This window comes from Bacteroides sp. D22, from assembly GCF_000163675.1.
Taxonomy (GTDB): domain Bacteria; phylum Bacteroidota; class Bacteroidia; order Bacteroidales; family Bacteroidaceae; genus Bacteroides; species Bacteroides xylanisolvens.
In genome coordinates this window covers 42,585-55,354 of sequence record NZ_GG774818.1, presented here as the reverse complement: position 1 = coordinate 55,354, position 12,770 = coordinate 42,585, and the positions used below count along the sequence as shown (strand labels likewise).

At 44.4% G+C, this 12,770-nt stretch carries 12 protein-coding genes; 6 read left to right on the top strand and 6 right to left on the bottom strand.

Features of this window, described 5'->3' with window-relative positions:
* Positions 1-6 precede the first annotated feature (6 nt).
* The 4 genes from HMPREF0106_RS05220 (at position 7) to HMPREF0106_RS05235 (ending at position 6,899) form a co-directional block, all read left to right on the top strand.
* Positions 7-1,647, top strand: coding sequence for a PKD-like family lipoprotein (locus HMPREF0106_RS05220; protein WP_008016860.1), 1,641 nt, complete (start codon positions 7-9; stop codon positions 1,645-1,647).
* A gap of 55 nt (positions 1,648-1,702) precedes the next feature.
* On the top strand, positions 1,703-2,659 hold the full coding sequence (locus tag HMPREF0106_RS05225; RefSeq protein WP_004314313.1) for a fimbrillin family protein: 957 nt from the start codon (positions 1,703-1,705) through the stop codon (positions 2,657-2,659).
* A 42-nt stretch (positions 2,660-2,701) separates the two neighbouring features.
* Complete coding sequence (locus tag HMPREF0106_RS05230) at positions 2,702-5,269, top strand: zinc-dependent metalloprotease (RefSeq protein ID WP_008016862.1); 2,568 nt, start codon at positions 2,702-2,704, stop codon at positions 5,267-5,269.
* 274 nt (positions 5,270-5,543) lie between these two features.
* The gene (locus tag HMPREF0106_RS05235) at positions 5,544-6,899 is read left to right on the top strand and encodes an ATP-binding protein (RefSeq protein WP_004314315.1); all 1,356 of its coding nucleotides are present in this window, start codon (positions 5,544-5,546) and stop codon (positions 6,897-6,899) included.
* 127 nt (positions 6,900-7,026) lie between these two features.
* Here HMPREF0106_RS05235 and HMPREF0106_RS05240 read toward each other — a convergent pair whose 3' ends face one another.
* The 5 genes from HMPREF0106_RS05240 to HMPREF0106_RS05260 all read right to left on the bottom strand — a co-directional run bounded on the left by HMPREF0106_RS05240 (position 7,027) and on the right by HMPREF0106_RS05260 (position 10,698).
* A complete protein-coding gene (locus tag HMPREF0106_RS05240; RefSeq protein ID WP_004314316.1) occupies positions 7,027-7,476 on the bottom strand; it encodes an N-acetylmuramoyl-L-alanine amidase in 450 nt (149 codons plus the stop codon).
* A 72-nt stretch (positions 7,477-7,548) separates the two neighbouring features.
* Positions 7,549-7,842: a hypothetical protein gene (locus HMPREF0106_RS05245; protein ID WP_008648736.1), complete on the bottom strand. Its 294-nt coding sequence runs from the start codon at positions 7,840-7,842 to the stop codon at positions 7,549-7,551.
* A gap of 121 nt (positions 7,843-7,963) precedes the next feature.
* The gene (locus tag HMPREF0106_RS05250; protein WP_004314318.1) at positions 7,964-8,458 is read right to left on the bottom strand and encodes an HU family DNA-binding protein; all 495 of its coding nucleotides are present in this window, start codon (positions 8,456-8,458) and stop codon (positions 7,964-7,966) included.
* 189 nt (positions 8,459-8,647) lie between these two features.
* Positions 8,648-10,027: a replicative DNA helicase gene (gene dnaB / locus HMPREF0106_RS05255; protein ID WP_004314319.1), complete on the bottom strand. Its 1,380-nt coding sequence runs from the start codon at positions 10,025-10,027 to the stop codon at positions 8,648-8,650.
* Positions 10,028-10,074: 47 nt separating this feature from the next.
* Complete coding sequence (locus HMPREF0106_RS05260; RefSeq protein WP_004314320.1) at positions 10,075-10,698, bottom strand: hypothetical protein; 624 nt, start codon at positions 10,696-10,698, stop codon at positions 10,075-10,077.
* 41 nt (positions 10,699-10,739) lie between these two features.
* Between HMPREF0106_RS05260 and HMPREF0106_RS27210 the strand changes: the two genes are divergently transcribed.
* On the top strand, positions 10,740-11,045 hold the full coding sequence (locus HMPREF0106_RS27210) for a hypothetical protein (protein ID WP_153882625.1): 306 nt from the start codon (positions 10,740-10,742) through the stop codon (positions 11,043-11,045).
* 156 nt (positions 11,046-11,201) lie between these two features.
* On the opposite strand, the gene HMPREF0106_RS05265 is transcribed toward HMPREF0106_RS27210, so the two are convergent.
* Positions 11,202-11,471, bottom strand: a complete 270-nt coding sequence (locus tag HMPREF0106_RS05265; protein WP_004300655.1) for a DUF4248 domain-containing protein — start codon at positions 11,469-11,471, stop codon at positions 11,202-11,204.
* A 202-nt stretch (positions 11,472-11,673) separates the two neighbouring features.
* On the opposite strand from HMPREF0106_RS05265, the gene HMPREF0106_RS05270 reads away from it, so the two are divergent.
* On the top strand, positions 11,674-12,618 hold the full coding sequence (locus HMPREF0106_RS05270; protein WP_004314322.1) for a tyrosine-type recombinase/integrase: 945 nt from the start codon (positions 11,674-11,676) through the stop codon (positions 12,616-12,618).
* The last annotated feature ends 152 nt before the right edge of the window (positions 12,619-12,770 follow it).

Below are 12,770 nucleotides of genomic sequence, written 5' to 3'. Positions count from 1 at the left end.
TAAATTATGAAGCGAAAAACAATACTATTCATTTCAATCCTGCAGCTTCTCGTGATAACCGGCTGTTATGACGATTTGGGAAACTATGACTATACAAACTCTACCAAAGTTTCTTTTGTGAACTCCGCTTCATCGGACTACACGTTTATGGTAGGCGACCTTTTCGAGATGGATGCGCCCATCAACTTCTCAACGGACATCGGGAATGTTGATGAACTTTTCACCGTTCAATGGTATCTGAACCGTGAACTGATCTACACAGGTTATCATCTGAAGTATCAGTTCGAAAAAGGCGGAACGTACGAACTGATACTGAAAGTCATCAATAAGGAAACGAATGAAACATACATCAGCAATAAATATACCTTGACGGGAAAGAACAGTTTCGACTGGGGCTGGATGATTCTCTCCAACAAAGGAGACGGAAAATCTTCTTTATCTTTCATCAATCCCGGCCTCCGGGCTACGCACGATGTAGAAAACATCATCGAAGATGGTCTGGGTACAGACCCGCTCGGGATCTATTACTATTATGTATTAGGCTCTATCTCCGGTTCCTACGTGTCAGGTTTGCCGAAAATCCTGATAAATCAGGGTAGTGGAAGTGTCACGCTAGATGGCAATTCGTTGCAAAAAGACATGTGGCTTGCCCACGAATTTGAAAACCGTAAAGAGCCGGAAGGCTTGAAGATAATGGACTTCGCATTCAAGGAAGAATATTACGTGATTTGCTCCGAACAGGGGGAAGTGTATATCCGTGCCGTAGGCACTGACAATAAAGCGATTCCTTATTACGGGAAGTACGGCGCCATGCCGTATGAGTTTGAGGGAGGTAGCCGTATCACCTGTTTCGCACCGTTCCACAACGTCACTTATTGGTGTGCCGACGAAGAACGTTGTATCTTGTATGATGAGCAAAATGCCCGTTTTATCGGCATTACACATTATCCGCAGTGGGGAGCAGTTTATACTCCTGCCATCGTCTACTTCAAAACATACGATCAGGATTTGGAAGTTCCCTCCGGTGTGTTGCGGGTGAACAATATGGGAGCGGGAACCCGCTGCCTGGCAATAGGGGCTTACGAAAAGAAAGATGTAGCCTCCAACGGCGGGCTGACATTTTGGTCAAACTACGTGTCGCTGATTGACGTGCAGGGAACCGGAAATTATGATTTGCACGAGTTTGCCGTAAAAGACATGGATAATAACTCTCACCTGATAACCGGTACGGATCAATACGGATTCAGCGGCAGCTCCTTATTGACTCCGCAAAGTGTCATTAAGATGTCCTCCAATTTTGAAAAGAACCCTTATTTCTACTTTACCGATGGAGATAAGAATCTCTATATATACAGTATGCAGATGCGCAGCCATATGCTGGCTTACACAGCAGGCAGCCGTATCACCGGCATCAGTGGAAGTCCTGTTGTTTGTGAGTTTTATGGCTATGGGGGAAATAGCACTGATCCGAATTTCCGGCTGGCACTTTCGCAGGAAAATGGGGATATCGCCATCATCGATGTAAACACGAGCCAGATGGTACGTCTCTTCGAAGGTTTTGCTCCCGATTTGGAATTGAAGACTTTTAGCGGGTTTGGCGATGTGAAAGGCATGGTATGGTGCACGAACTATGAAGGAGAATATTAATTGGAAAAAGAAAATAACCTATCAGTAAATAATTAATCATTTAAACGAGAAAAGTATGAAAAATAGACTGTTTTATTTTGCTGCTTGTGTAGCTTTAGTATTGTCTTCAGTAAGTTGCAGCAGTGACGATGGTGAAGAAGAAGATGCAGATATTCCCGTAGTGGGGAAAATTGCTGTTTCCGGTGCTTATAATGTGTATTCCCATGGAAGCCAGGGATGGATTGAAGCGGACAAGATAGGAATATATGTGTTGTCCGATGGCAAACCGCAGGATAACTTGCCGTATGCTCCGTCGGAAGTAGCGGTGGCTACTACTACAGAATTGGATGGTAAAACGTATATAGTATATGATCGTGATAGTCGTGTGACTGAAGATATTACGCTGAATCCTTCTTCCGAACTTGCTGCAGGATTTAAGGGTGGCGATCACACTATTTATGCCTATACGCCCTATAACGCAGCTTCACAAGATTATAAGGCTGTCGCTTTGCCCAACTTAGCTGTGCAGGAGTATTATGAATCAGAGTTTATGCCGCATCGTAATTATAGCTTTGCTTATGCTTCGGCTACTACATCTAGCTATTCTGCTGCAACTGTTTCTTTGGGAGAATTCAAACCATTGTTTTCTCAAATCACTTTACCGGGTGCGGGATGCCCGGATTCTTTTGTCGGTAAGAAATTTACTAAAGTGGTGGTGAGCTGTGACCATCCGATTGCCTACGAAGATGGAGCAACTGTAGATTTGTCGACAGGTAAAATTTCCGGTACTCCGATAAACAGTATTACTTATAATCTTCCTAATGGCGGCTTCGAGATAACTGCCGGGTATTTTGGTGCCAGTTTGGAGACCTGTTATATGATGATTGCCGTACCTTTTGAAACAGGGCTAACTTATACCTATAATTTTACTTTGACAATTGATGGACAGGAATATACTATTTCAGGCAAACCGAATGAAAAGATGTCTAGTATCAACAACTTAAATATGTATGGCATTGCCGGTATCGAATAATTATTATCTTTGTATCTGTATATAAATATTAAAAAAGAAAGCATGAAGAAATTAGTTTCAATTCTGATGATTCTGGCAATGATCGTTCCATTGGCCGGAGCACAATCGACGGACATCTTCAAGAAAAAGAAGAAAAAGAAGAGCAAGACGGAAGCGGTGGATAAAGCCAAGGCTGACTCCATTGCCAAGAGTAAGAAAGATGCTCTGCAACCTTACGCAAAAGTAATCACCGGCAAAGCCAAAACAATGGACGGCTTTTTTAAAGTGCATTACGTAGATGGTAAATATTTCTTCGAAATAGCCGACTCTCTTTTCGGACGTGATATTTTGATTGTGAACAGAGTTGTGAAAGCACCGGTAGACGCGCAGAAACGTAAAGTAGGCTATCCGGGAGATTACATCAGCGACGAAGTGATCCGTTTCGAGAAAGGACGCGGCGACAAACTGTTCGTGCGTGAAATCTCTTATCTCGAACATTCTGCTGATACACTGGGTATGTATCAGGCCGTATTGAACTCCAATGTTCAACCCATTGTGGCCACCTTCCCGCTGAAAACTGTCCGTAAAGAAGGAGAAACTACCAACTATGTGATCGACATGACCGACTATATCCGTAAGGACAACGAAATGTTTTCATTCACCAGCCGGGTGAAAGACAACATCGGAGCGAGCAGCATGGTAGACGACGCCAGTTATATCGACACACTGAAAGCCTTTCCGCAAAACATCGAAATACGTACCGTGCGTACCTTCCAGCGGAAGAAAGGAGGAGGCAGTGGACTTGAGAAACTGCTGGCAGCTTTCTTTGCCACCTCTACCACTCCGTTGACTTACGAACTGAACAGCTCTATGCTATTACTTCCCAAGGAACCGATGAAACCGAGATTGCACGACGACCGGGTAGGTTACTTTGCTGTGAGCTATAAGGATTTTGACGAGAATCCGCAAGGAGTGAAGTATAAAGCGAATATCACCCGCTGGCGTCTCGAACCCAAAGACGAAGACCGCGAGAAATACCTGCGTGGCGAATTGGTGGAACCAAAGAAACCGATTATCATTTATATCGACCCTGTCACTCCGAAGAAATGGGTTCCGTACCTTATTCAGGGAGTGAACGACTGGCAAGCCGCTTTTGAGAAAGCAGGATTCAAAAATGCAATCTTCGGCAAAGAAGCACCGACGGACGATCCTACCTGGAGCTTGGAAGACGCCCGCCATTCGGCTATCGTGTACAAGCCTTCCGATATTCCGAACGCAAGCGGACCTCACGTGCACGACCCTCGCAGCGGTGAAATTCTTGAAACGCATATCAACTGGTATCACAATGTGATGAGCCTGCTTTACAACTGGTACATCGTGCAGGCAGGAGCCATTGATCCGGGAGCACGCAAACCGATGTTCGACGATGAACTGATGGGCGAACTGGTACGTTTTGTATCTTCCCACGAGGTGGGACATACATTAGGACTGCGTCATAACTTCGGTTCTTCCAATACCGTCCCGGTAGAGAAACTTAGAGACAAAATATGGGTGGAAGCCAACGGTCATACACCGTCTATCATGGACTATGCACGCTTCAACTATGTGGCACAGCCGGAAGACAACGTTTCACGTTCGGGAATATTCCCCCGTATCGGTATGTATGATAAATGGGCGATTGAATGGGGCTATCGTTGGATGCCTGAATATGAAACGGCGGAAGCCGAAATACCTCATTTGAATAAGTGGATCATTGAGAAGCTGCGGGAGGACAAACGCTATACGTTCGGAACGGAACTCGACAGAAACGATCCCCGCAACCAGAGTGAAGATTTGGGAGATGATGCCATGCTGGCAAGCTCGTATGGAATCAAAAACCTGAAACGTGTGATGCCTGAAATCATGAACTGGACTTATGAACCGAATGAGGGTTATATGAAAGCTGTCCGTTTGTATCAGAATGTGGTGGGACAATTCGACTTGTACATGGGCCATGTGGCTACCAATGTGGCCGGTATCTACCACAATCCGATTTCTGTGGAACAGACAGACATGAAAGCGGTGGAATATGTTCCGAAGGATATTCAGAAGAAAGCGGTCGACTTCCTGAACAAGGAACTGTTTACCACACCGACCTGGCTGATGGATGATAAACTGTCCGAAAGAACTGGTATCAATACTTTCAATTCGATCTACCGTGTACAGAGCAGTACATTGAAACAACTGCTTAGCAGCCGCACACTTGATAAGATGACGGACAACGAACTGGTCAACGGAGCGAAGGCATACACAGCCAACGATTTGTTCCGTGATTTGAAGAAGAGTATCTGGAGCGATATGCAAGGAGGAAAGAAACCGGATGCTTCCCAACGTAGTTTGCAAAAGACTTATGTCAATGCGTTGATTGGAATGCTTGATAAACCGAAGAACAGTTCCGGTTCGCTCGGAAGTCTGGGTGGTTATTCGCTCGTAGCTTTCGATTTCCCTTCTGAAGCACCGACTATTGCACGCGGACAGTTGACTGATCTTAGAAGAGACCTGACCAATGCGGCAAATGCTTCCAGTGGAATATACAGAAGTCATTATCTGAACTTGAAAGCGTTGATTGATGCTGCATTCGACGTGAAGTAGAAAAATAATTTACGATTAAGTTCATTTACGATTAGACGATTTACGATGTACGATTGGAGTTAGTACATGGTAAGTCGTCTAATTTGTAGATTAGCTGATTGTAAATACGTTCTTTTTGCCCCATATTTACGACAGTATTAGGTGGCTTTGCCCCATTTTTGAAACATGAACGATAGACTTTTGCCCCATCTTTGAAACAAAATCAATGGTATTTTGCCCCATCTTTGGAAATTCTTTATAACTTTGTTGCTGAAAATCAATAAATTTGTGGTTTATGTTTAAAAGAGATATCTTATTTCATCTGGAAAGATGGAAAGACGATACGCATAGAAAGCCTTTGATATTGCGTGGAGCAAGGCAAGTCGGTAAAACAACGGTAGTCAACGAATTTGGAAAGCAGTTTGACAATTACCTGTATTTGAATTTGGAGAAACGGGAGGCAGCATCCTTGTTTGAGTTGAATGTATCTCTAAAAGATTTGATGCCTTTATTTTTTGCACATTGTGGAAAGATAAGGAATGAAGGAACTATATTACTTTTTATTGATGAAATTCAAAATTCAGCAAAGGCAGTAGCGTTATTACGCTATTTCTATGAAGAATTACCTGATATTTATGTAATTGCTGCCGGTTCATTATTAGAAAACCTGATAGATGTACGTGTTTCATTTCCGGTGGGAAGGGTGCAATATATGGCATTGCGTCCTTGTTCATTTCGCGAGTTTCTGGGTGCTGTTGGAGAAGAACCTTTATTATCCGTTTTAGATAAGCCTGAAATCACTCTCGCTTTCCATGATCGTTTGATGTTATTGTTTAATATCTATACGTTGATTGGAGGTATGCCGGAAGTTGTGCAACTCTATGCGGAGCGCAGGGATATTTTATCCTTGGAGTCCACTTATGAAACTCTTTTGCAAGGCTACCGGGATGATGTGGAAAAATATGCTTTGGGAAAACAACTTCCGGAAGTGATTCGCTTTATATTAAAAGAAGGATGGCATAAAGCTGGACAAATTATAACTTTAGGAGGATTTGCTGGTTCGTCTTATAATGCTCGGGAAGTGGGAGAGGCTTTTCGTTTATTGGAAAAGGCGATGTTGCTGGAATTAGTTTATCCGACTACGGCAACGGAAGTTCCGGCCACTCCTGAAATAAAGCGTATGCCCAAACTGGTCTGGTTAGATACAGGATTGGTGAATTATGCGGCACAAGTACAGAAAGAGGTTTTGGGAGCAAAAGATATAATGGATGCTTGGCGTGGTATGATAGCGGAGCAGATTGTAGCGCAAGAACTGTTGACACTGACAGATAAAGTCAGTCAGAAACGTTGTTTCTGGGTGCGTAATAAAAGTGGTTCTAATGCAGAAGTCGATTATGTGTGGGTGCAGGATTCTATGGTTTATCCCATTGAAGTCAAATCAGGGCATAACGCCCACTTGCGTTCCTTACATTCTTTTATGAATCACTCTAATCAGACTGTTGCAGTCAGAATATGGTCGCAGCCTTATGCTGTGGATGAGGTAAAGACGGCAGACGGAAAAGAATTCAAATTGATAAATCTACCTTTTTACCTCGTTGGAAAATTAGACAGCATATTGCGTCGGTTTGAAACAACCTTTGATAACGCGTAGTCTAGCAAAATCATAAGTTAAAGATTAGGCACGGATTACATAGATTTCACGGTTAGTGCTATGCTTGTACAAAGCAACCGTGAAATCCGTGTTATCCGTGCCTAAATTATAATAAAGCTATTTTTTTTTAGACTTTATCCCAATCCGTTTCAGCATTAAAACAGGGACAGGCCTTGATCCATTCTTCCGGTTCTATTTCGCCGTTTCCGTTCAGGTCGGGACTTAGATCCCGATGTCCGCAGATCCGGCAATTCGGATAATCTTTCAATAAAGCGAGAATCAATACCCGGAGCGAATGTTTCTGCCATTCGGTACGGGTATCTTTCGGTTGTCCTTTGCAATCGAGTCCGCCCTCATAGCAGATACCTATACTTTCTTTGTTGAAACCGCGGCTGTGCGCACCAATTCGTTCTATCGGACGGGTAGATTTTATATCCCCGTTCTTGCGGATATAGAAATGATAACCCGTTCCGTTGAATCCTCGTCTGCGATGACAGACGTCCAGGTCATATTCTGTGAAACTCTTGTCTTCGCGCGTAGCGGAGCAATGGATTACTATCAGGTTTATAGTTCTCATGAATGGATTAAATAGATTGAATAGGTTCTGTAAATTGCACAGGTTCCATAATTTGCATTAATTGAATCATTATCATGCCTCTGCTGCACTACGTTGTGCACATTCCTTATTAATACATTGTAAGGCAGCAGCCTGTGCCAGCTGATCTCTTAATGAGAATATCTCCGTATGCATCTCTTTCACTTTCGAGCTAAGGTCGAAATAATCCTTCAACACTTTTTCCAATTGCTGCATCAGAAAAGTATATTGGTCTTTCACCAGTTCGCTGAACTCTTTTACTTCTTGCGCCATTACTTTGCGCTTTTTGCGATTACTGCCCAGAAAGGGCAGGATCGTCATAATGATCTCTATGATTTTATCGAGCATTTTAATAAATTGAGGATTGAAAATTGAGAATTAAAAAATAAATGTAGAAGAAAACAGAAACCGCATGGAGAGTAACTGTAGAAATCACTCTGTAATACCCATGCGGCACTGTTTTTAATGATTAAGCTGCCGGGTCCGGAGCTTCTCCGCTTCCACCGCTACCGCTGTTTCCACCATCCGCGTCTTCTCCGTCACCCTTTCCGGCCAGGATGAAATCGACATTATTCTCGCCTCGGGTAGTGGCATGACTCGTATTCACCAGCTGAAGTGCCTTGTCTGCCACAAAACGAACATTTACTCTGCGGATATTGCGCACCGTGCAATCCTTCTCCTTTTCCGCCCCTTCGCTGCTCAACGTGATATGGAACGTGCCCAATCCGTCGATCTTCACCTTGTCGCCCTGGGTAAGCGACAGGCGCAACTGCTCAACAAAAGCCTCGATGGAATGCTTCACATCTCCTGCTGTAAGCGATGAGTTCGCTTCGATGGCATCGGCCAGCTTGTTGATGTCCATCACTCTCACTGTACCCGATTTCTGGCGTACATAATACAACATCTGTGAATCCGGCTGATTCACATACTTTCTGCGCTGATAGCGCTCCACTAATACATTCATACAATTAAAAAAGTTAAGGTTTAAGTAATAATATTTTCTGTCCTTGTTGACATTACAAATATACGAAATTTGAAAGGGAAAGTCAAGTATTTTGCTATTTATTTTATATCAATAATGAAATAAAAAAAGAAATTCCATACAGCTATATATTGTAATATAAAATTGTATGGAATCGGGGTGAATCTGTATCTATTTAGCATGTTTCAGCATGTATTCCAGCGGTGGGACGTATTCGGTGATTTTTGTCATTGCCGAATTATGCCTGAAGTATACGTTTCCCGTCTCTCCGTTGCGTTGTTTGGCTATGATTGCTATGCCTAGTTCTTCGGTAGGGTAACCGCTTTCGCGGTCGGTTGTTATTCGTGCGAGGGCGGGGCGGTAGAGTAATATCACGACGTCCGCATCCTGCTCGATTGCGCCACTTTCGCGGAGATGTGCCAGTTCGGGGCGGCCTGCGGGGCGGTTTTCCGATTCGCGGTTTAGCTGGCTAAGCAGTACCACCGGTACGTTTAGCTCTTTGGCCAGCAACTTCGCTTTGCGGGTGGCTTGTGCCACTTCCTGTTCGCGGTTGCGGTTGTTTTGGCCGGTTGTCATGTCGCAGAGTTGCAGGTAGTCTATAATGATCGCGTCGCACGCATGTTGGCTTTGCAGCAGTCGCGCGCTGGATCGTACGTGTTCCATGTTGACCGAGGTGCTGTCGTCTACGTGTATCGGCAGACGTTTGAGGTCGGCGGCTGCCGTGCGTGCCTCTGCAAGCTCTTGCGGGCTGACGGTTCCCGACCGCCAATGGCGGGCACTGACTTCGCTGGCTGCTGTCAGCCATCGGTCGGCCAGTCTTTCTCCTTGCATTTCGAGGCTGTAGACGGCTACGGCATGTCCTGCCATGGCTGCGTTTCGTGCCAGATGTAGTGCGAATGCCGTTTTTCCTACGCCGGGACGGGCGGCGATTACCACTAGTTCGCCGTTTTGGAGTCCGGACGTCATGCGGTCCAGGTCTGCCAGTCCGGTAGGGATGCCGGTCACTCCGTTTATGTTGTTGGCAATACGTCCTTCGGCTTCGGTCATGGTGGCGGTCATCAGTTCATCCATGTCCCGCATGTGGTTGTTGTGGCCGAATTCGCCTTCCAGACGGTCGAGCAGGTTGTGCGCGTCCATCAACGAGTCGTCGATGTCCATCGTTTCGTCTAGCGAGCAGGCGAGTAGTTTGTTGAATCCCAAGGTCATTTCGCGTCGTAGATATTTCTCGTGTACGATCTGCGCGTGATATTCGAGGTGGGCGGAAGTCGCCACTTTGCTGCTCAACTGGGTGATGCCGAACGCTCCGCCCGCCTCTTCGAGCTTTCCGCGGTGGGAAAGCTCTTCTTTTACGGTGAGGATGTCTATTTTCATTCCGGCGTGGTACATAGCCAGTATGGCGGCGTAGATCAGTTGGTGGCGCAGGACGTAGAACATTTCGGGGCGCAGCTTGTCGGCTATCAGTGGTATAGCCCTCTGCTCTATCAGGCAGGCGCCGATGATGGCTTCTTCTATTTCGGGAGCCTGTGGTGAAACTCTGTTTTCGGTATTCATAATCAGTGTTTGTTTAATCAGTCTTCGTTTAATTGGGATTCGTTTTATCAGTATTCGTTTAGGAAAGCTTTGTTGGATAAATAGCTGGCGGCGTGGAGCAGGTAGTTGATGTTTGTTTGGTGGAAATAATAATCTTCTACCTTGTCGATGGCGAGTTGCTGTTCCTTGTCGCTTAATTTTTTCCATTCGCGTTGCGCTTTGGCGATGTTTTCTTTGGGAAGCTGCGTGATGCTGTGAAACTCATTCCAAAACAGGCGGAACTTCTCGTTGACGGCTTTCTTTTTCTGCTTGCCGCTGTCGGGGGCTCCTACCCATTTGTCGTATTCGACGACACGGATATGCAGGGACGAGTTGTTGGGATGGGGGACGATTTCGATGATCCCCAGGATGGCAAGGGCGTGTATGAATCGGAAGGTTTTTCCGACAGACCAGCGGAAAATGCGGCTCCAGTCGCGGTAGCTGAACATGCTTTCGCCTCTTTTGCACAGGTAGTCTTTGTGCTGCCGGTCGCTGTATAACGTGTCCGAATAGTTTACTTTCATCAGGATTTTCAGGAGCGCTTCTATTTCTCCGGCTTCTATGTTCGGGTCTTCTATCTGTTGTTGTAGCAGGGCTTTGGGGATAATGAGAAAACCATGTTCCATCATGGCTTCAAAATTGAAATTGTTCATTGGGTTATCGTTTTAAATTTCTGTAAAGGTACGCCGTTCTTGTGCGATGCGCAAGGGGTGTGGTTCCGTGCGGACGGGTGTGGATGAATAAAGGGTGCCGCGATGCGCAAATGGCTGTTTTTTTCTTCTTTCATGAAGCCGGGGAAGGAGTGGGGATGGAACGAATGCTCTGTTGGTGGTTGGCGGAGCTTCTGTTGGTGGTTGGTGGAGCTTCTGTTTGTGACTGGTGGAGCTTCTGTTGGAGAAAAAACAAAGCCTTCGTTTGGGGGGATTCGAAGGTCTTGTTTGTAGTGAAAAAACGGTCATTTTTGCCGAACGCTTTGTGGAACGCTTTTTTCTTTCTGTAAATAGCTGTATGATTGGTAGTTATCTTCGTTTTGAAAAAAAGTGATGAACGCAAAGTGGAATACATAATAAACAATAAAAGATAAATGATATATTTAAAAATATATAGTTCGATTTTCCTTTTATTTCTTGTCCGTGTTTTCGTTTTCTGTTACGCGCTAAACGTTTGTCGGCAAGTCAATGTGGGGAGGTCCCCAGTGTCGGTAGATGATTAGCTGCATTTCAGGACTGACATCGATTGTTTGGCTGGTGTAATACGCAGCAACCAGTTGTTCGTTCAATGTCTTGTTTGCTTTAATGCGTTTGCGCATTTTTTTGCTGGCGGAAGAAGCGTTTGCCAGATCGGGAAAATACTCCTTCGCCAATTCGGAGAAATACTTGAATCCATTAATGCTGTAGCGTTCGGCAGCTGGTTCATTGTTGTTCATAATTTTTTTATACTTTAAATGGTTAAAATAATATGTTGTTTGAAAAATTGCGCAAATGTATGAAATTTACTTTGATGATTAATGTAAATGTTTTAGTTTTTATTTTTTAGATTTTATGTATGTAAATTTTTGAAGATATATTTTTGTATTTTACTAAAGTAAAATGTGGGAAAAGTAAATATTAATTATTAATTTATTTTTAATGAAAAAGGAAAGTTTTACTTTGTTTATGAAACAAGTGGCTGTTGATTTGCAGCAGAGTGGAAATTTAGGGACTGCTCATGTATACAGAAGTACGTTGAATGCGATTCTTACTTTTCAGGGTTCCGATCGTTTGTCGTTTCGGGAAATCACTCCGGAGTGGCTGAAGCATTTTGAGGGTAGTCTTCGTGCACGTGGGTGTAGTTGGAATACGGTGTCTACGTATCTTCGCACGTTGCGTGCGGTTTACAATCGCGCTGTCGATCTTCGGAAGGCATCATACGTGCCGCATCTTTTTCGCTCCGTATATACAGGTACGCGGGCAGACCGCCGTCGGGCATTGGATATGGAGGATATGAAGAAGGTATTTGCCCGTCTGTTGCAGTCGGACGCCATCACTCCTGCCATGAAGGGGGCGCAGGAGTTGTTCATTCTTATGTTCTTGCTTCGGGGACTGCCTTTTGTCGACTTGGCTTATTTGCGCAAGAGTGATCTCCGGGGAAATGTGATTAGTTATCGTCGTCGTAAAACGGGACGTCCGTTGTCTGTGACGTTGACGACGGAAGCGATGTTTCTTTTGCAAAAGTATATGAATCGGGAGGAACAGTCGCCTTATTTGTTCCCGATTCTTCATAGTGACGAAGGTTCGCCAAAGGCGTATAGGGAATATCAACTGGCATTGCGCAATTTTAATTATCAGTTGGAATTATTAGGAAAGGCATTGGGACTCAAAGACCGGTTGAGCTCGTACACCGCCCGCCATACCTGGGCTACGACTGCGTATTATTGCGAAATTCATCCGGGTATTATTTCCGAAGCGATGGGACATTCGTCCATCACCGTGACAGAAACTTATTTGAAGCCTTTCCGAAATAAGAAAATTGATGAAGCAAATATGCAGGTACTTGATTTTATAAAACGATCTGTGGTCGGCGTAAGTGCTTGATTTTTATTCTGTTACTTTGTAGGTAACGGGTTGAAATATCGGTGCAAATATGAGCATATTTCTTAAAACAACCAAACGAAATCATACATTTTTTCTAATAAACTACTCAAAACAGGAATTAAACAAATAAAACACGCGGATTCTTTGTATTA